Annotated in this window: 16 protein-coding genes; 11 read left to right on the top strand and 5 right to left on the bottom strand. The window is 59.5% G+C overall.

Translation table 11 applies throughout. The features are described from left to right. Positions 1–35 precede the first annotated feature (35 nt). From HU751_RS06965 to HU751_RS06940, 6 genes are all read left to right on the top strand, one after another. A complete protein-coding gene (locus tag HU751_RS06965) occupies positions 36–1403 on the top strand; it encodes an NAD(P)/FAD-dependent oxidoreductase (RefSeq protein WP_062574054.1) in 1368 nt (455 codons plus the stop codon). Positions 1404–1491: 88 nt separating this feature from the next. Continuing rightward, complete coding sequence (locus tag HU751_RS06960; protein ID WP_062574055.1) at positions 1492–2139, top strand: hypothetical protein; 648 nt, start codon at positions 1492–1494, stop codon at positions 2137–2139. Between the two features lie 475 nt (positions 2140–2614). Beyond that, positions 2615–4036 (top strand): DUF1329 domain-containing protein, encoded by a 1422-nt coding sequence (locus tag HU751_RS06955; protein WP_062574056.1) that lies wholly within the window; start codon positions 2615–2617, stop codon positions 4034–4036. A gap of 26 nt (positions 4037–4062) precedes the next feature. Further along, complete coding sequence (locus HU751_RS06950; protein WP_062574057.1) at positions 4063–5709, top strand: DUF1302 domain-containing protein; 1647 nt, start codon at positions 4063–4065, stop codon at positions 5707–5709. An 8-nt stretch (positions 5710–5717) separates the two neighbouring features. Beyond that, positions 5718–8132 (top strand): efflux RND transporter permease subunit, encoded by a 2415-nt coding sequence (locus HU751_RS06945; protein WP_062574058.1) that lies wholly within the window; start codon positions 5718–5720, stop codon positions 8130–8132. A 10-nt stretch (positions 8133–8142) separates the two neighbouring features. Beyond that, on the top strand, positions 8143–9105 hold the full coding sequence (locus HU751_RS06940) for a WD40/YVTN/BNR-like repeat-containing protein (protein WP_062574059.1): 963 nt from the start codon (positions 8143–8145) through the stop codon (positions 9103–9105). A gap of 217 nt (positions 9106–9322) precedes the next feature. On the opposite strand, the gene HU751_RS27005 is transcribed toward HU751_RS06940, so the two are convergent. After that, complete coding sequence (locus HU751_RS27005) at positions 9323–9850, bottom strand: phytanoyl-CoA dioxygenase family protein (protein ID WP_250636910.1); 528 nt, start codon at positions 9848–9850, stop codon at positions 9323–9325. Continuing rightward, entirely contained in the window at positions 9798–10022 is a 225-nt protein-coding gene (locus HU751_RS27000; RefSeq protein ID WP_260480057.1) for a hypothetical protein, read from the bottom strand. Before HU751_RS27000 ends, HU751_RS27005 begins: the two co-directional genes overlap by 53 nt. Positions 10023–10373: 351 nt before the next feature. Here HU751_RS27000 and HU751_RS06930 point away from each other — a divergent pair, with 351 nt between their 5' ends. The 4 genes from HU751_RS06930 to HU751_RS06915 all read left to right on the top strand — a co-directional run bounded on the left by HU751_RS06930 (position 10374) and on the right by HU751_RS06915 (position 14034). Continuing rightward, positions 10374–11627, top strand: coding sequence for a PucR family transcriptional regulator (locus tag HU751_RS06930; RefSeq protein ID WP_185831978.1), 1254 nt, complete (start codon positions 10374–10376; stop codon positions 11625–11627). A gap of 570 nt (positions 11628–12197) precedes the next feature. After that, positions 12198–13166: a DNA-binding protein gene (locus HU751_RS06925; protein WP_062574061.1), complete on the top strand. Its 969-nt coding sequence runs from the start codon at positions 12198–12200 to the stop codon at positions 13164–13166. A 188-nt stretch (positions 13167–13354) separates the two neighbouring features. Continuing rightward, positions 13355–13756 (top strand): hypothetical protein, encoded by a 402-nt coding sequence (locus tag HU751_RS06920; protein WP_062574062.1) that lies wholly within the window; start codon positions 13355–13357, stop codon positions 13754–13756. Continuing rightward, a complete protein-coding gene (locus HU751_RS06915; protein ID WP_062574063.1) occupies positions 13753–14034 on the top strand; it encodes a hypothetical protein in 282 nt (93 codons plus the stop codon). Before HU751_RS06920 ends, HU751_RS06915 begins: the two co-directional genes overlap by 4 nt. Positions 14035–14379: 345 nt before the next feature. Here the strand turns inward: HU751_RS06915 and HU751_RS06910 are convergent, their stop codons facing one another. Beyond that, positions 14380–14826, bottom strand: coding sequence for a hypothetical protein (locus tag HU751_RS06910; protein WP_062574064.1), 447 nt, complete (start codon positions 14824–14826; stop codon positions 14380–14382). Positions 14827–14910: 84 nt separating this feature from the next. Here HU751_RS06910 and HU751_RS06905 point away from each other — a divergent pair, with 84 nt between their 5' ends. Then, positions 14911–15219: a helix-turn-helix domain-containing protein gene (locus HU751_RS06905; RefSeq protein ID WP_062574065.1), complete on the top strand. Its 309-nt coding sequence runs from the start codon at positions 14911–14913 to the stop codon at positions 15217–15219. A gap of 458 nt (positions 15220–15677) precedes the next feature. On the opposite strand, the gene HU751_RS06900 is transcribed toward HU751_RS06905, so the two are convergent. Further along, a complete protein-coding gene (locus tag HU751_RS06900; protein WP_062574066.1) occupies positions 15678–17549 on the bottom strand; it encodes a UvrD-helicase domain-containing protein in 1872 nt (623 codons plus the stop codon). Next, the gene (locus HU751_RS06895) at positions 17546–19855 is read right to left on the bottom strand and encodes an AAA family ATPase (protein WP_062574067.1); all 2310 of its coding nucleotides are present in this window, start codon (positions 19853–19855) and stop codon (positions 17546–17548) included. Before HU751_RS06895 ends, HU751_RS06900 begins: the two co-directional genes overlap by 4 nt. Positions 19856–19917: the final 62 nt, after the last annotated feature.

Below are 19917 nucleotides of genomic sequence, written 5' to 3'. Positions count from 1 at the left end.
GATGCAAGCAATGGCCGGTATTCTGGGAGTCATGTATGAATGCAGTGAATAAAGCAGCCCCTGGTGACGCTGCACCGTTGAAGTTTCGCAGCCTGGGTGGATGGGTGGAGCGACCCGCCGATCTGCAGCCGTCGCTTGAAGGGCACGTGAAGGCCGATGTCATCGTGGTCGGCGCCGGTTTTGCCGGGCTGTCGACCGCGCTGGAGTTGAGGGCGCTGGGCGCCCAGGTGATCCTGCTGGAGCAGGAGTTCGCCGGCTTCGGCGCCAGTGGCCGCAATGCCGGTTACCTGCTGGGCAGCATGGGCATCGAGTACGACATGTTCGTCAAGCGTTTGGGGGTCGAGCAGGCGACGCAGTTCGTCAGGTTCTACGACGAGGCCGTGCCTTATGTGGAAGGCCGAATGAAGGCGTTGGGCATTGACTGTGACTACAACCCCTCCGGCGTGCTGCGCGCAGGTGTTCATGCCAGCCAGGAAAAACGCTTGCGGGAAAACATGGCGCTGGGGCAAAAACTGGGGGCCGTGACCCGCTTCGTGGATGGCGCCGAGATGCGGGCGCGGGGAATCCCGCCGGCGTTTCTGTTCGCGGCAGAGCAGTGTGGCGGCACCCTGAACCCAGGGAAATACGTCGCCGGCCTGCGCCGCGCGGCCATCGAGGCGGGCGTGAAACTCTATGAGCGCACGCCGTTGCTCTCCTTCAGCGAAGGGCCGGTCATTACCTGCAAGACTGCCCACGGCAGCGCGACCGCGCCAGTGATGGTACTGGCCACCAATGCCTATACCCCGCAGTTGGGGGTATTGCGCAACAAGGTCGCGGCGATTCGGGTGTCGGCGATAGAAACGCAACCGCTCTCGCCGCAGCAGCTCGCTGCCGTGGGCTGGCAGGGGCGCGAAGGCATAATCACGCCGCATTACACCATGGAAAGCCATCGTCTGACGGCACATGGCACCATGGTGTTGACCGTCAAGAAGCTGGGTTATGCGTACGGTTCGAAGACGCCCAATATCCCGGACCAAGGCGCCTATGCGGCACTGGCGCAGGTACTGCGCGAACGCCATCCAGCCATGCACGGGCTGGGCATCCAGCATTGCTGGAGTGGCTATGTCAGCGGTGCCTATGACTTCCTGCCGGTGATCGGTGCCATGGGCGAACAGCAGAACATTCTCTACACCACCGGCTGCTCGGGCCACGGGCTGGGCACCCAGTCATATGTCGGGTCGCTGTTTGCCGCGCAAATCAACGGCAAGACACCAGAACTGCTGACTGCCATGCAGCACAAGACACCGTCGATGCTGCCTGAGCCTTTGCAATGGTGCGCCATCCATTCCGCGTTCGCGGCGGCCAAGTTACTGGATGACTGGACCGATAGAAAAGTACGCAAACACAATGCCAGCAAAGGCTGATTACAGTTGATGTCGTTGTTCTGTGCGACGGGCGACGGGACAACGCCGCGATCCTATTGAAGAGGCTGTTATCGTGGAACTAATAGATATGTTCGCGCTGGTCGCATGCGTGCTGCTGGTGGTATGTGGTTTAGGTTATGGTGCGGCATTCATCAGGCAAAAAAATTATCTGCTCGGTTTCGAGTTTCTGATTGTGGGTATATCCGCAACGAACTTTACGACGTTCATCGCCACCGGCTGGCAGACTAACTACAATATTGCCATTTTTCTCGACGCATTTTCCCGCGGTGTCGGCGTGCCGATTATTGTAACGCTCGGGTTGATGGCGGTGACGCATAATTACAAGCCGACACCGGCGAAAGACTTTATATTGTTCTTGCTGTCTTTCGTTGCCGCGGCTATTTACTTTCTCTCGTCGGCATTCAAGCCATGGCTCCCTTATTTCTATGTGCTGATGTGGTCGATCGCCACGGTGTACCTGCTCTACTTCACGTGGCGACTGGCGCGTGCGGGCGAGATTCTGCACGCGTTGTCCACATTCCTGGGGGCGGCAGCGGGCTTGACGATTGCACTAAGGTATGACTTCTTCCCGATCCCGGGGGATGACACGAAGATGATATTCATGAGTTGTGCCTTCGTGACCTGGTCCTATTCGATGGCGCAGTTGTTCTATGCCTATGGTGCACTTCAGCGCTCCCGAAAAGTTTGCGCGCAGGCCATGCTGCACTCGCATTGACGCAACGGTATCTACGCGCTTCATGCTTTTTCAGGATGTTATATCTGGCATCTACTCCATGGCGGGCCGAGGGCCTGCTTCTTTGCCGCCCCTCGGGGCGGTTTTTTTATGGGTGACGTATTCGCGTCAAGAATGAGGCTGGATAAGCGGAAAGTATAAAACGGTCCGCTAGTGTCAGCTTTGTCAGGGGCGAAGTGTTTATGCAGCGCACCAAGAACAAGCATCTTTTAGTAACACATGTTTCCTTACTTCCCATCAGAGTGCAGACGCTTGGCACCTATAAAGCGATAAACAATTCCAACTAGCTGATTTATCTGATGTAAACCGCCTGTAAGGTGTTTTGGCATATGGTTTGCCTGTTGATCACATGACATGGTCAACTGATCATGTCGGGTGACCGAGATGCGTCAGACACCGATTTTCCCACCCGGAAGATCGAACAGCCGGTCAAAGCCATTTGTTTGAGGATCCCCCCATGAAAGAAGTCACTGCACGGCTGGAAGGTGAACCGTCCGCCCGGCGTATTTTCAGGCAGCTGCTGGTTACCCTGGCGGCGTCGACCGCGATCTGTTCGGTGCAGGCCGCGCCCCAGGGGGCCGAGGCGCTGGGCTCGAAGCTGACGCCGCTGGGGGGTGAAGTCGCCGCCAGCTCAAACGGCGATATTCCGGCCTGGAACGCCCCGGGGCCGCAAGGGACGGGCTGGAACTACGGCCAGGTACGCGGGGAGCATTGGAAGTTCAAGGGCGACAAGCCCCTGTACAGCATCGATGCGAGCAATGTGGCGCAGTACGCGAGCAAGCTTGCTCCCGCCCAGCTGGAATTGTTCAAGAAGATTCCAGGCTACCGCATGGAGGTCTACCCGACCCGTCGGACCTGCGATGTACCGGCCTTCGTGGCTGAGAACACGCGCAAGAACGTGGGCTTCGCCAAGCTCGACGCCACCGGGGTCGCCCTCGAGGAAGCCCATTTGCCAGGTGCCCCGTTCCCGATGCCGAGCAACGGCGCCGAGGTGATGTGGAACATGAAGATGCGTTACCGCGGCGTGGGCGTCGAAATCCCGAAAAGCATCTCGGGCATCTCGCCGCGCAAGGGCGGGGAGTGGCTGCGCCAGTCCACCGACACCTTCTTCTTCACCCCCTGGGGCAAGAAAGGCGACAACCTGTTCTCCTCCGTCGGCCGCCTGGAAAACGCCACCTTCTTCAATTACCTGGAGCCTGCCGCCCTGGCTGGCCAGTCCGCGGTGCAGACGGCCGTGGCCGGCGAACAGGCCACGACCTTCTACTACTTCCCCGGCCAACGTCGCGTACGGCGCATGCCGTCGTACTCCTACGACGCGCCGCAGATCGGCCTGGACAACCAGTACACCGTGGATGAGGCGAATGTCTTCTTCGGCACCATGGATCGCTTTGACTGGAAACTGGTCGGCAAGCAGGAACTGCTGGTGCCGTACAACGCCTTCGGTGCCTATGACACCGCCGCCAAGGTAGAGGCGTTCGCCGGCAACGACTCGATCGCGCCGCAGGCGCGCCGCTACGAGCTGCATCGGGTCTGGGTGGTCGAAGCCAATGTCCGCCAGGGCATGCGCCACCAGGCGCCAAAACGCATGTTCTACATCGACGAGGACAGCTGGAACCCGCTGCTGGCCGTCGATTACGACAAGCAAGGGCAGATCTGGAAGGTCCGTGAAGGCTTCTCGATCCCCGTCTACGAGACCGGCACCTGCGATGTGCAGGCCCAGGTCCAGTACAACCTGGTCGATGGCCGCTACCTGTTCGACATGACGTCGGTCGGCGTTGGCAAGAACGATATCCGCTGGCTCACCGAGGACGGCAGCAGCCCACGCCTGAAACGCGATTTCTTCACCTCCGATAACCTGCGAGCCATCAGCGAGCGCTAAAGAACGACGTCAGATCGAGAGCCAGCATGAAAAGAATAATTAGCAAAGCATCAGGCCTTGTCATCGTGTGCACCACCCCACTGGCAATGGGGTTCACCTTCGAAACCGAAACCCTCAATGGTTCGTTCGACTCCACCATCACCGCCGGCATGGGCGTACGCACGGAGTCGCGCGGCTGCAACCTGATCAACCAGGGGCCGACCGGGCACAATGTGCCGTCCGGCTGCCTGGCGCAGAGTTCGGGCGTTGCGGATCAGGGCGATCTGAACTACGACCGTGGCGACATGTTCACCAACTACCTCAAGGGTACCCACGAGCTGTTGCTGAAGATGCCCGAGGACATCACCTTCATGGCGCGCGGTACCTGGATCCGCGACTTCGCGGCCACCGATACCACCGGCACGCGCTCGTTCAACACCCCTGAAAGCATCGGTAGCAGTGGCCTTGGCAAAGATGCCCGCGACGATCTCGCCTTCAAGGCTCGCCTGCTCGATCTGTGGGTGAGCAAAGGCTTCGAAGTGGGCGGGCAGCGGGTCCGGGCGCGCCTGGGTAACCAGGTGATCAACTGGGGCGAGAGTCTGTTCGTGGCCGGGGGTATCAACAATACCAACGCCTACGACTATCAAGCCCTGGCCCGCCCGGGGGTGCAGCTCAAGGAGGCCGTGCTGCCGGCGCCGATGCTCAGTGTCGCGTCGGGCCTGGGCTCCGGGGTCAACGTCGAGGCCTACTATCAATTCCGCTGGAACAAGAGCGAGCTGCCGCCGGTGGGCAGCTACTGGTCCACCACCAACGCGCTCGGCGAGGGCAGGGGCGAGTATGGGTTCTCCGAGAACAAAGCCCGGGACAGCGGCCAGTGGGGCCTTTCGCTGCGCTGGCAACCGGAGGACAGCGACGTCAACTATGGCTTCTATGTGATGCGCTACCACGACAAGACGCCGTCGTTGCGCGTGGATATTCTCGACCCGGACACCTTTGCCGCCGCACCGAGCTGGCGCTACCAGGAAGACCGGATGATGTATGGCGTCAGCGCCAACATGCCGATCGGCGACTGGGCCGTCGGTACCGAGCTGTCCTACCGGCCGAAGGATTCGGTGATGCTCAACCCGGTCGTCGACCTGTGTTCGAGCAATGGCGGCAAATGCTGGAAGGACGAGAAGAAGTTCCAGTGGCACCTGACCGGCCTGTACAGCTTCACGCCGTCCAACTCGCCGACGCTGCTGGACTTCACTGGCGCAAGCACCGGTACCTTGCTCACGGAACTTGTGGTCATCAAGTACCCGGGGCTGCATGACCAGGTCAACGGCGAGCCGCTCGCCGCTGGCCTCAATACCTGGCAGCTGGACCCTGCGACTGCGCCCAAGTCCAGTGGCGACAAGACCTCGTCGGGCATCAACCTGGACTTCAGCATGACCTACGACGGCACCTTGCTGCCGGGCTGGCAGGTCACCCCGGGGGTGTTCTACGCACGCTCGCTGAGCGGGCGCACACCGAACCTCACGGCCACCTTCACCAAGGACGCGAGCAGCATGAACTTCTACCTGAACTTCGTGCGCAACCCGGCCAGTTGGCAGGTGTCCCTGAACTACGCCAAGTTCATGGGCGGCGATACCCCTTACGACCAGCTGTATCGTGACCGCGACTATGTCGGCATCGCGATCTCCCGCACCTTGTGAGGCTTCCTGTGAACGGTTCTGTAAAACTGACAGAGGTCCAGGCGCGTGGCGTGTTGCCACGCGTCGAGCGGGTCTTGTTCGGACATCGTCGGCTCGTGCTGGCGGGCCTGGCCGTGTTCACCCTGGTCATGGCCTGGTTCGCGGTGCAGTTGCGCATGGACGCCGGCTTCGAAAAACAGTTGCCGGTCGGCCATGAATACATCCAGACCTTCGAGACGTACCGCAACGACCTGATGGGCGCCAACCGCCTGACCATCGTGGTCAAGGCACGCAAAGGTGATATCTGGAGCGCCCCTGGGCTGAAGCGGTTGTATGACGTGACCCAGGCAATCAGCTTCCTGCCGGGGATCTCGCGCAGCAGCGTGCGCTCGTTGTGGACGCCCAATGCCTTCGTCAACGAGATTACCGAAGAAGGCTTTCGCGCCGATCCGCTGGTGCCGGGCACGGTTTCGCCCGAGCACCTGAACGACCAGGTCATCGCCTCGATCGCCAACTCCACCGCGCAAGGGGGCTTCATCGGCACCCTGGTGTCGCGTGACCAGAGCAGCGCGATGATCACCGCGGAGCTCAACGAGTACGAGGCCGACGGGACACACCTGGACTATGTCGCGTTCAATCATCGCCTGGAAAAAGAGCTACGCCAGCAGTTCGAAGATGGCGATTTCGAAGTGCAGATCATCGGCTTCGCCAAGCAGATCGGCGACATCGCCGACGGCGCTTCGGCGGTGCTGGAGTTCTGCTTGCTGGCGCTGCTGCTGACCGCGGCGGCGGTGTATTGGTATTGCCATTCGCTGCGCTTCACCCTCCTGGCGCTGGTCTGTTCGCTAGCCTCGCTGGTCTGGCAATTTGGCAGCTTGCGCCTGCTCGGCTACGGGCTCGACCCGCTGGCGGTGCTGGTGCCGTTCCTGGTGTTCGCCATCGGGGTTTCCCATGGCGTGCAGCAGATCAACTTCATCGTTCGCGAGATCGCCATCGGCAAGAGTGCCGAAGCGGCGGCACGCTCGAGCTTCACCGGCTTGCTGATCCCAGGAACGCTGGCGTTGGTGACCGCCCTGGTGTCTTTCGTGACATTGCTGCTGATCCCGATCCCTATGGTGCGCGAATTGGCCATCACCGCATCGCTCGGGGTGGCCTACAAGATCATCACCAACCTGCTGATGCTGCCCTTGCTGGCGTCCATGCTGCGGATCGACGACAAGTATGCGGCGGCCCAGGAGGTTTCCCGGCAGCGCCGTAGCCGCTGGCTGCGGGGCCTGGCGCGGCTGGCCGAGTGGCGCAACGCGCAGTGGGTACTGGGCGTGGCGCTGGTGATCTTTCTGGTGGCGATCTGGCAAAGCCATGACCGTGTCGTCGGTTCGTTGCAGGCCGGGGCCCCGGAGTTGCGCGAGGATTCGCGCTTCAACCGCGACGCCGTGTCCATCGCCAACAACTATGACATCGGCCTGGACTGGCTCAGCGTGGTGTTCGAAGCCAAGCCGGGGGAGGCTGGCGAAGGCGTGCCGGCGGCGTGCGAGGATGTCGCCGCGGGCCAGTACCAGGACCGTTTCGTCTGGGCCATGCAGGGCGTGCCTGGCGTGCTGTCGGTAGCGTCGTTCTCCAGCAACCTGCGCCAGTTCAACGAGGGCTACAACGAAGGCAACCCGAAGATGGCCGTGGTGCCCATCGACCCGATGAACTACGCGGCGCTGGCTACCGAGGTGGCTCGCACCCCTGGACTGGTGCGTACCGATTGCAGCATGTCCGCCGTGCACCTGTACCTGGCCGATCACAAGGCCACGACGATCAACCGGGTGGTGGCGGCGGTCAAGGCGTTTCGCAGCGAGTATCCGCAACCGGGCCTGTCGATCCGCCTCGCTTCGGGTAACGCCGGTGTCCTGGCGGCGATCAACGAGGAGGTGGAGAAGAGCGAGACGCCCATGCTGCTGTATGTCTATGCCGCGATCGCGTTGCTGGTGTTTGCGGTCTACCGCGACCTGCGCGCGGTGCTGGTGTGCTGCCTGCCGTTGACCATCGGTACGTTCATTGGCTACTGGTTCATGAAGGAGCTGCAGATCGGCCTGACCATCGCCACCTTGCCGGTGATGGTGCTGGCCGTGGGTATCGGCGTCGACTACGCCTTCTACATCTACAACCGCCTGCAGTTGCACCTGGCCCATGGCCAGTCGATCACCAAGGCGGTCGAGCACGCGTTGCTCGAAGTGGGCGTGGCCACCATCTTCACCGCGATCACCCTGGCGGTGGGCGTCGCCACCTGGGCCTTTTCCGACCTGAAGTTCCAGGCGGACATGGGCAAGCTGCTGGCCTTCATGTTCATTGTCAACATGGTCATGGCCATGACCGTACTGCCGGCGTTCGCGGTCTGGCTGGAGCGGGTATTCCCGCGCAAGCGCCCCGTGCGCATGATCGGCGCGTTGCTGCACTGAGGAGAGAAACATGCGATTCAGGGCTTCATTGATCGCGGCGGTGCTCGCCGCGACATTGCCGTTGCTGTCTGCCCGGGCCGAGCTCTTGCAGGCAGTGCCTGCCGTGCAGGCGAGCAATGCCACGCAAGCGACCATGCTGGATGCCGTGTGGGCCGGCCAGCGGGTGGTCGCGGTGGGTGATCACGGCGTGGTGTTGTTGTCAGACGATCAGGGCAAGCGCTTTCGCCAGGCGCGTTCGGTACCGGTGTCGACCCAACTGACAGGTGTATCGTTCGTCGACGCCGAGCACGGTTGGGCGGTCGGCCATTGGGGGGCGATCCTGGCCACTACTGACGGTGGCGAGTCGTGGCAGATCCAGCGCTTGTCCAGCGACGAAGATCGGCCGCTGTTCGCCGTGCATTTTTTCAACGCCCAACAGGGCGTTGCGGTGGGGCTGTGGTCGTTGCTGCTGACCACCGAGGATGGTGGCAAGACCTGGACCGAGCAATCGTTGCCGCCGCCGCCGGGTGCTAGGAAGGCCGACCTCAACCTAATGGGGCTGTTTGCCGACAGCCACGGCACGCTGTACGCCACCGCCGAGCATGGGCAGCTGTTGCACTCCGAGGACCACGGCAAAAACTGGGGTTACCTGGATACCGGCTACACAGGCAGCTTGTGGTCCGGGGCCATCCTGAATGACGGCAGCCTGTTGCTCGGTGGCCAGCGAGGCACGTTGCTGCATGGCGCCAAGGACGCAAAGGACTTGCGCCGGTTACCCACCCACGGCAAAGGCTCCGTCACCGCCATGGCGGTAGCGGGTACCCGGGTGCTGGTGGTCGGGCTGGATGGGCTGATGATGCTGAGCGACGATGGCGGGCGCCATTTCCAGGAAAAGCAGTCGGCTGATGGCTTGTCGCTGACTGCGGTGCTGCTCGATGCCCACGGTTCGCCTGTGTTGTTCTCGCGCCGTGGCGTCGTGCCGTACCAGGAGTGAGGCGTTACCGGACGAACTGGCCATGGCTTGGGTCGCAAAACAACCCAGGCCGAACGCCAATCATCAACCCCTTAAGAGGGGGGGAGGACGCGGTCAACGCAGAGGACAGGGCATTACGGACCAAGCAGGGCATATCCGGGGGCAGGTGGCCTGCCCCCCGGATCGATTACACGCGTTACAGCTGCAGATGGTCCGCCAGGTCAGCGTAGTTATGCTGTCACAGGCCTGGGCTGCCCGCAGGATACTGCGAACGGAAGCCGATGATCTTCTGCACGCGCGCAGAAAGCGTCTTTACCACCTCCAGCGGCACGATCAACGGATAAGCCTCTTCCGGCGTGAGGATCGAAGCCTGCAGTGGAATGGTCAGGCCCAGGCGGAACTCACCGGCGGTCACGTTGGCGCCGTCACCATGGACGACCTTGCCGCCGAACAGTACCGCATCGCCTGCGTTCAACACGGCAGGGATGGTCATTTCCGGGGTGCCGACGTCTTCGTAATCATCCCAGTCCTGGCTCCCGGGGATGAGGCGCGTAGCGCCGTTTTCTTCGGTGAAATCGGTCAGGGCCAGCATGAGGTTGGTGATGGCGTTGTTCATGGGCACGACCGGTTGGTACTGCATCATGTCACGGTGCAGCATTTGCGCTTTGTTGCCTGGGCCGATTTCGATCAACTGGGCCGTGGTCAGCCACCAGTCACCGCACCCGGGGCGAAAGCACGCTCCCCAGTTCGTGGAAGAGGTCGTCATCGAGGATTTCCTCACGAAAGGTCTTGCTGTGGGTGACGAGGTTGGTGAGCTGTTTGGTCTGATGGCCATGGAACTCGGCAGTCAGCTCTTGCTCGTGCCTAGAGCCGGCATCGAGCGCGGCCAGCGGGGCGTCGAGTTCGTTGTTGATCCGTACGACTTGTTCTGGGGTCATGAAGTTCCGGATGATTACTGCACCTGCTTGGTCGCTCAGCAGCGCAATCTCTTGCGCGGAAGTCGAGCGGGTTACCACGGGTAGGCTTGGCGTGGAGGCGCGAGAGGCTGACATTAAGAACACTCCAGATTGAAAGGAACGGTTGCGCAGGCGGGTTGACGTTTGATCAACGGGCATCAGGAAACAGGCCTACTTGCCACTGCGTTAAACCCAAAAAAGGACATGGAGCGTCACGGTGCCTCCTTGTAGTTTTTGTTCAGGCAGTGAGTGCATGCTAGGTTTCCACTGGCCCTGCGCCAAGGTACGAACTGCACTATTTCCCAGCCGATTTTTGAGTGATTTGCACCGCCCATGACCAACACGCCATCACCCTGGCCACGCCCCTCGGAAACAGTTCGCGAGCTCATGCGCAAAGGCGCCGAACTCGCTCAGGCGCTGCCACCCGAGTGGGTCGAGCGCCTGAACCAGTCACTGCTCTCCTCGCCCGAAGATGCCAGGTTGCTGGAGGACCCGGTCATCCTGGCCGCGTGTCGGCGCGCCAATCGGGCAGAGTTGCTCCACTGGGCGAATGCCAACCTGCAGCGCCCTGGGGAGCCGGTGGAACCCTATGTGTCCGTTGACATGGTGGACACGGCCAGGGAGCTCGCCCGCAGGGGGGGGGCCGAACTGCTGATGAATGTTGCAAGGTCGACACAGAACGCAGCCTGGGACCTGTGGATGAAGATGGCCTTCAGCCTGACGCAGGATCCCGCGGTGCTCAAGGAATTCCTAGAGGTCTCGTCGCGGTCGATCTCGGAATTCATCGACAGTAACATGCGTGTGGTGACGCAGATCATCCTCGAAGAAAAAAGCGCCCAGGCCCATGACGACCCTATCGATAAACGCAGCCTGGTCAGCCGGCTGCTCGATGGCAGGGATGTGGACGCGGAGCAGTTCGGCAAGCGACTGGGTTACAGCCTGGCTCAGAGGCACCATGCCTGCCTCGTCTGGAGTGAAACCCCGGACGCCGAGATTCGCCCCTTGGAGGATATGGCGCGTGCTCTGGCGCAGCTCACGGGCACGGTAGCGCCTCTGATCGTATTCGCGGGCCATGCGACCCTGTGGGCCTGGAGCCATGCGGTTAAGCCGCTGGACCTGAACCTGCTGCAGGTCGTCGCCCGGCAATTTCCGAAGATGCGCGCGGCAATCGGTTCGGCGGGCGCGGGGATGAATGGCTTCCGGCGCTCGCACCTGGAAGCCTTGACCACCCAGCGGTTGATGGGCCGTTTGGCGGGCTCACCCGGCGTTGCCACGATCGATCAGGTGAGGATGGTGTCGCTGATGACCCAGGATGCCCGCGCGGCCAGGCAGTTCGTATTGAACACGCTGGGGCGCTTGGCGACCGAGCCCACGGTGCTTCAGCAATCGTTGCATGCCTTCCTGGCCAATGGCTGCAACATCACCCAGACCGCCGAGGTGCTGGGTACCCATCGCAATACCTTGCTGCGCCGGCTGGAGCGCGCCCAGGACTTGCTGCCTATTCCGTTTGGCGACCATCGCATCCAGATCGCTGCCGCACTCGAGCTGGTGATCTGGAATACCCCATTTGCAGGCGACGAGAAATAGTTGTCAATGCACGTCCAGAGTCAGGACTGCGGGCCAGGAACCAGAATTCGAGCAGTTATATACCTAGTGATTTGCCATCAGCTTGCACCCACGTTGTTTACTTTTTCTTCGAGCAATGTGCTGGTTCGACCGTTCGTGGCATAAGTTTATCGCCGCCTTCATTTTCTTTGTTAGTCAAGTGCAGCGTTTGAGGCAAGGTTCCGTTCGAACCTCTCGGCGGTCTCACCGACGGGCTGCCGCTCGATTTAAATGTCGAATGAGTTTCTATGTAGAGCGACCGGCTTGGTCGTCGATCAGGTGATGGCTGTAATTCTGCAAGCCAGCTGGGGTGTGCTGGCATGGAGCTGTAGGCCTCAGTGACAAAGTGCAGCCGCCCAGGCATACCGAGCTCATTCCAGTCTCAGCTGACCTCATTTTACTTTCTGTTGGCGGATAACGAGGTTGTCACTAGAGTAAGGTTTTGTCACCATTCGTATGATAAAATACGTTAAACGTAAAAAAAATTAAGATCTATATTAATAGGGTCGGATAAGATTTAATTATCAGACCTAATGGGGCGGAGGGTAGGGCATGGCGGTAGGCGTACCAGAAACTGACGTTTTCGCGGCGGCGGACGCGGTGCTGGCCCGTGGTGAGCGGCCGACGGTGGAGCGCGTGCGCCTGGCGCTCGGCCGCGGCAGCCCGGCGCGGGTCGGCGCGCTGCTCGATCAGTGGTGGGAACAGCTGGCCGGGCGCCTGCGCGGCGAAACCCGGCTACCCGGATTGCCGGCGGAGGTGGCGCAGGCCTTCGTTGCTATTTGGCAGCAGGCGACCACCTTGGCCCAGGGCGCGGCGGAGCAGGCGTTGGCCGGCCAGCGTCAAGTGCTATTAGAAGAGCGCGAGGCGCTGGCCGAGCTGGAGGCTCGCGCGCGTCTGGAAGTCGCACAGGCCCGTCAGCAGACGGTGGAAGCTGTGGCAGCGAGGCAGGGCGCAGAAGTCCGTCTGGCTGACTTGGAACAGTTACTGACCCAACGCCAGGCCCAGATCGACGACCTGCGCAACCAGCGCGATGAACTGCAAGCGCAGCGTGACGAGGCGCGTACGCAATTGACCGAAGTCGACCATCTGTTGCAGGAAAGCCGTAAGCAGGCTGAGCAAGCGCGTAGCGAGCAGCAGCGCTACACCCGCGACGTCGAAGACCGCGCCTATCGCGAGATCGATCGAGCCCGGGAGGAGAGCAAAGCACTGGGCGCACAACTTAAGGACGCCCAAGGCCGGCTCAGCATTGCCCAGCGCGGCATGGAGGAGCATCAGCTTGTCCTAACAGACACCCGTGACCAGTTGCAGGCGGCACGTAGCCAGGGGCAATTGCTCGGCGCGCAGTTGACGCAGGTCCAGCAACGCGCTAGCGAGGCGGGTGAATACATCAGTCGCCTAGAGGCCGCCTTGCAGGCTGCCCGAGAGGATTTGGCCGAAGCTCGTGAACGTGCGGTGGCGGCCGAAGCCCGAATTGAGGTGCTGGCCAGTCGCCCGCGGCGTTCAACTAACAAGCGCAACTGAGCGTCGACGCTTTGTACTTGGACCGACGCGGCTACATCAGTAAGTACGGCGCTGAGGAGGCATGAAGGCCGCTTGATGGGTCGGAAAATGGTGCGTCCACGTAGGCGGATCCGGCGACCAAGAGGGGCTTTGCCCGGCGCCGGTTTGCGGGCATGCTGTAGTGTGAAACGTAGTGGGAGGAATGAGCCATGAATCAGGGGGCACCCCAAGCAGCGGCGCTATCGACCGCCGAGTTAATCGACTACCTTTGTACCGCGAACGGCGCACCCTACTCAGTTGAGCGCTACGTCGAGATTTTTGGCCTCAGACCTGTCGTGCTTGCTGACCAGGTCGCAGTCTATCGTCGCAGCCAACCAGATGCGGCTAGAACATCAGATGTCGAAGCGGCGCAGCGGTTTATCGCAGATGCCCTTCGGGTGGTCTTGGCGGTAGCCGAGAACGGGATTGCCATCCAGCCGGCGATCACTTGGTTTCGCTTCGAGCCATTACCAACCTTCGACCAGCAGACTGCGGAGCAGTTGGTCAGTCAGGGACAAGTCGATCAGGTGTTGCAGTTTCTGGCCTCTTGGCAGGCCGGGAGCCAGGGATGAGTAGCGATACCCAACGGCAGGTCAGTCCGCAATCGACTTTTTACGCATGCTATGACACCGTCCTGCGCGCCGTGGATGCACGTTATGACGTCCGCGGCTATGTGCTGACAGAGATGGTGAAGGCGTGCCTCGCGCACCGCGCTACGCTGCCTGCGGCGCAGCGGGTATATTTCGCGCAGTATGCTCCCAGGGAAGCGGCGGCCTACTTGGAAAGACTTACGGCCATGTTGCTGTTTGGTCCCAAGGGGCGTTTTTCGCCGCAAGAGTACCGCTACTGATGAGCAGCCGAATCAAGCTGCCGTCCGCGTTGCTCGATGGGCTGGGATGGGACGTTGGGGAGGAGTTGATCCTTGAGTACGTCGAGGGTGTTTTCTCCTTGAAGCGCAAGCTCTCGCCTAGTGAGTCAAGCGACAAGATTTGCCCATCGTGGACATTTTTGATGTGAACCACCTGACTGGCCTGTGGAAGCTGTTGACGGGCAACTGTCTCCTCTTGTGAAGACCCCAGATTAATACCGTGACCCCGTTTACCTGCAGACACCGGGATTGGGCAAGCAACGATCAAAGATACTGCTAGGGTGCGCTCATGAAATTCCGGTCGAGATGGCCAGCTCCGACTGCTGTTCAGCGTCGCCCCAAATCCGACTCAGCCGAGAACAATACGTTGATCACGAGCAGTTTCTCTAGGTCTCGCGTGGGATGCAGTGAATAGCGGACGTCGTTTTCCACTTTGAAGAGCAGGCCTGCTACACCAGCCTTGTCCTGCACTACGCACACCTCCAGCAACGGCTCCATCAGCCATTTGGAGTGTCCGTTGAGATGGGCAGGGGTTACGATTTGCACCTGTTCGACCCATGCGTGTTTCGACTGGTTTTCGATAATCCACGCCAAGTCATGTGCGTACTGGAGCAGCAGCGTGCTGGCTGTCACCTCACGCTTATCCCGCCGAGCAATTTGCACGTAGAACCACGGCCATTGAAGGTCCTGTTCGACAGCCGCCCACAACTGGGCCGGGTAGTAATCGAACCGCGGATCCAGGTGCATCTCAAGATGACGATAGGTAATGAACATGATTGAGCCTCGAAATGAATCCTATAGATTGTAGTCCTATAGTGTTCAAGCGGGCTTCATCGTTCCTTTTGCGGATTTGGCAAAATGGAACTGAATACGGCCTTTGGCCTTGCCCTCAAGCAGCTACGCAAGCATCGGGAACTGACCCAGGAGGACTTTTCGACGGTCAGTAGCCGCACCTACTTGAGTACGCTGGAAAGAGGGCAAAAAGGCCCGACGATTCAAAAGCTCGAGCAGTTAGCGGACGTATTGGAGGTTCATCCCGCCACAGTGCTGATTGCGGCCTACCTTTTTAAAGAGCCGCACCGCGATAGCCAAGCGCTTCTCGCTCGCTTGGAAGGCGAGTTACAAGCATTGGGATTTACTACCGAAACGGGTGAAACTCACCAGTAAGATATGGATTCTACCGCCACGCAGGCAATCGTTGCTTTAACCCGCGCTGGAAAAGGGCGGTCATGTGCGATGCGTGAAAGCATGGGCGCTATCAAGTGGGCATGGGCCAGTCTGCTCAGACCCACTTCGCAATGGATCTGGTGCGCAACAGCTTCCCATCATGCTCTGGGCGCGTGGTCGCCTGGACGTGCGGTAAGATCATTTTTTTGCTCTCCGCTCAGGGGTCAATCGCTGACTGCTGTGGCGATATCCACGCCCGCTTCGGCGCATACCAGTTGATCCTTAAACCTGCTAGATCCCCATCGTCTCGTGCACTGCGGTCGTGCTTCAAGACCTGTACGATCATGCCTTAGGCCATGAGCATGCCTGACGCGGTATGGTGACGTTAGGGCTTACTCGGGTTTTATTGAAAGGTGCCTTTATCCCAGAAGACTGCTTCGTCGTTGGTCGAAGTTTAGTCAAAGCACCACAATCTCATCAGCTTTCAACCAGCCAGCACTGATGACACTTGCCTTGGCAACCTCTGGCTGAGCGGTATAGACCACGATGGCCAGACTTTCCTCAGCGCGGCTGCACGTGACGTACAGAAGTCGCCGCGTTCGAGATAGGGCGTTGTCCTTGCCGGCCAGCTGGTTTTTCACGTCGGTAGAAGATGCAGGCACCACGCCTAACAGCTTTTCATAGCTGAACAGAAAACCGCCGGCTTCCTCGTCGTTCAACACCACCATAACTCGCGGGAACTCCAAACCCTTTACACCCTGATGGGTGTCAAACGGCGAAAGCCCATTTGCATAATCCGCGAATGCGGCCATCTCCGAATAAGGGCGTCCAAGGACGACCCGATACGCATGCACCTCAAGCGCATCCCGATCTGCAGTATCGGGTGCGTCATCTGCCGTTGCTCCCTGAGTCAAAGCCTCCATAAACCGTTCCGGCAGCTCAAGTAGGCCAGTCCGCTGAAGGACATGAGCGACCTCCTCAATCAGCGGGTCGTTGTTCCTTAACAATTCACATAGCCTTTGAGTCGCTTCGCCGACAGACTCAAGCAAGTCAAGCTGATTGGGTACCGACTGTAGGTGCTGAGGATCGAGCAGAGGAGATCGTAGTCGCACGGCCTCCATCAACGCGAATTCATCTGCTTTCGCTGCTTCAAGAATCGGGCCCACACGCTCGAAGAACAGTTTAAGTATGGGGAGCGTTCCGTCCAGAAGCCCCGTACTCAGGTGCTCGACTTCATACAGCGGCGAGAAAACGCCCTCAAACCCCATACGGCGCCCGGCCATCTTGTGCTCCAAGATGAGGGTCTTCCGGCCTTTTGCACCTGATGCCCATTGTGAGTCCCCAGTGACGTCAGCCATCTGCTTTGCGATCTGCTCTTCCAGATTAAAGTCCAGGCCTGCAACCTGCTGAGTGCAGAACATCCGCACGGTACCTTGAGTGGCGCCCGGCTTGGGTATCTGCTCATGATCATCTACGCTGGCGCGGATCACGTTGATCAGTTCAACGATTCGCGTCGGGCAACGACGGTTCACACGCTTTTCAGGCTTGGCCCAGTCTGACGGAATCGCTTCATCCAGCCCAACCTTCCCGTCGTTGTAGATCCGTTGCATCGTGTCGCCCAGCAATCCCAGGCAGAAACGCTTAGGAATTGCTGCTTGCGCTTCCAGAAAAGCATCCATGAGATCGCCATTCGTGTCTTGGCTTTCATCGATAAGCAGCACCGGGTGCCGATCCGCCATGACGTCAAGTAACGGCGGCTTAGGGATGAACGCCGCGGCCATCTGAATGACCTCGCTATGATTCAATGACTGCCTACTCCGGTTGTCACCGGTTGGGCTATAGGTGAAGACCGGTATGTCATCCAGGCTGGCCAGGCGCCCGGCCTTACTGTCGCGACTGGCCTGGTTCGCCAAAGAGGTTTTGTTAACACCCCGCGCACGGCTGATCCTGTCATCCAACGCTTCGATGTCTGCGGCGAGCTTGATGCGCAACCAATCACGTATGTCGTCGTTGAATCCTTTGATCATTCGCCAAGAGAACGCATGGATTGTAGAAACTTCAACCAAGGGGTCGTGCTCGAGTCGACGAGCAATTTCCTCACAAGCCGCATTGGTGTAGGTAATGATCGCGATCTGCCGCCCCTCAAAGGTCAGGCGTTCCCGCTCTCGTTCCTTCAGCGACCTCACGGCAACCACAAGCGAATGGGTTTTTCCAGAGCCAGCACCCGCGTACAGAAAGAAACTACGGGGGTACTCGAGGTTTAAGCACTCCTGAATAACATCGTCAGCAGTCGGCTTCGGATCATCAGGTATCTCGGTCGTGATGCTCATCCCTCTGTCACCTCGATGCTGGCTGTTGGGACAATCAACAGCTCTTTACTTTTCTTCTTGAGCTTGGTTTCCAACCAGAAGAGCCCTTCACGAATGTATTCTGGAACCGTCAGTTTCGCGAAATCCGGGTCACCTAACACCTGCAAGGCGAACTTCGCTTTGTCGCCATCCCTGAGCGCGTCGAACAAGGCTTTGCCGAGGTCATCTGCGGTCTGCGACTGTCGCAGGGCTGCCGCGAAAGCTTTGGTCAACCCTTGACCCTTCTTTTTTGCGAAGTGCTGAACATTGCTCAGTACCAGGCTGTCCTCAAAGGTATTGGGCAGCGCCTCAGCTTCGGTTTCGTTGCTGGGCAATCGAACGGCAATTGGAGTCTGGTACGCGATCCGGATCCCGAACAGGTCGTCTATCTGTTGGGACTTTGTCTCATCATCCAGATCCAACAACGTGTCGACGTCGTGCCCAATCTTCTGGGCCTTGGCCCAGTTGCGCAGGGTAGGGTTGTTGGTTTCCTGTTTTGCTTTGCGTTTAACCGGTACTGCTGATTTCTTGAGGCCGGCGTCAAGATCTGTGATCACCAATGTCACAATACCCAGCGCATCGACCAAAGGCCGCAGGCGATGCGCATGACTGCCTCCGATATCCAGGATGGTAATGTAGCAACGATCAAGGAAAGGGAAGTGGTTGCGCAGGAAATGCGGCAGCATCATTCTCTCCGCAGCACCTTCAACCAGGATGACGGCGTCGGCGAAGAAGAGGTCAGCATGTTGAGCCCTGAGGTATCGGGTTACAAACTCCTTCGTCTGCCTATGCGGGTTCCGCTGACCGAACACCGTGCTCAGATTGGAGACAGTCGATACCGGCACCGGCACACCGGCCATCCCCGCTGGCAGCCGACGGAAGTAGCGTAAATTCGCATACTCCGTCTCATGGGCAACGTGACTCGAGTGAGAGCTGACGACCATCTGGGTTTTCAGCCTTGGATACCTCGTCAGTAGCGGGTCGTTACACAGGACATGATACGCATGCTTGATAAATGCCTGCTGCACCTGGACGTGAAGGTGAGCTTCAGGCTCTTCAATCAGCACCAGGTGGATTGGCTCAACCCCTACGTCAGTTTGCTCCTCGGTATTTTTGTACTTTTTCAGCCAGTCGTCCCGAAACGCCATCAACTGGAAAATCATCGAGATCAGGTTCTGGTAACCCAGTCCGTTTGAGGTTTCGGGCAAGCGCATGAGAGGTGCGCCTGGCGCGCCGGCGACTGAGTCCAACTCGAACAACACCGCTGCCTCATGGTTCATCCCGTCAGTAGGCGACAGCCGCGTCTCCACCCTAATGGCGGGGTCAGAGTGATTCGGGTACCCCAGGCCCGCGAGCTCAATGAGAGCAGGAGCAAAGCTTGAGGTGAGCCGGGAATCGAACGCAGACTGCGCAGCCTGAATAGCTGTCAGCGCCTCGAGGTCGGATAAATCAGGGCTGTCGCCCGGATCAAGGTGGCGGTTGTAGTAAGCGCGTAATTGTTCTGTCAGTCGTTTCCCAGAGCCACCTCTGCCTTCAGTGACAGATTCTTCCGCGCTATCTCCAAAGCCCCGCTGGGCGTTGATTTCGTGCACGCGTATCAGGTCAGTCAGCGGGTTGGCCTCCAGCGGCACCGCAGTCGCGGACAGTGGTTGCAGATTGGCATGGCGCGTTTTGGTATCTGGCGCATCGAGCTTCGATGGGTCTAGGCGATACCAACAAACTGTGAACATTGCTCCCAGGCGCCTGTTGAGGTAATCGTGAAGACTTTGCGGCCAAAGGGGCAGGGTAGGCGGAGTCTTTCCTTCCTCGGTCTGCTTCGCTATCTCCTGCTGCAGCATCTTCACGCGGGTTCGCTCCTTCCGGTAGTCGGTAAAGAGCTTGGCCATGTCCTTTGGCTCGAGTCGGAAGCGCATTCCCACATGACCGCCTTTCCAGGCGAAATTAGGGATAAGGTCACGGATGTAGTGCAATTCGCCTTGCGAAGCTTCCACCCAGAGATCGAGGGTGGGTAACCAGTGGGACCACTCATTAGCCGTGGGTGTCTCAAGGGTTTCATCCGAAGCCTCCCAATCGGCGCCAATGGCGTCAATAACTGCGAGGTGGGAAAGCGTCAGATCCTGGAGACGGAATACCGTCGCTTTTGAAAGCAGGAACTTGCGTAGCGCTAACATAGCGGATGACTTACCGCTGTTGTTAGCGCCGACCAGAAGGCTAGTGGTGCTTGCCAGGTCGATTCGAACAGACAGGAGCTTGCGGAAGTTCGCGATCTCCAGGTACTGGATCTGCATAGCCTCTTCCTTGTGGTGGCATAGGGCGGGTTGCCAGAGGCGGATGTTTGGACTCTAGCTGA

The sequence above is a fragment of the Pseudomonas peradeniyensis genome (assembly GCF_014268935.2).
Lineage (GTDB): Bacteria > Pseudomonadota > Gammaproteobacteria > Pseudomonadales > Pseudomonadaceae > Aquipseudomonas > Aquipseudomonas peradeniyensis.
Note: the sequence above shows the minus strand (reverse complement) of the source record. Positions and strands in the feature narration are given on the sequence as shown.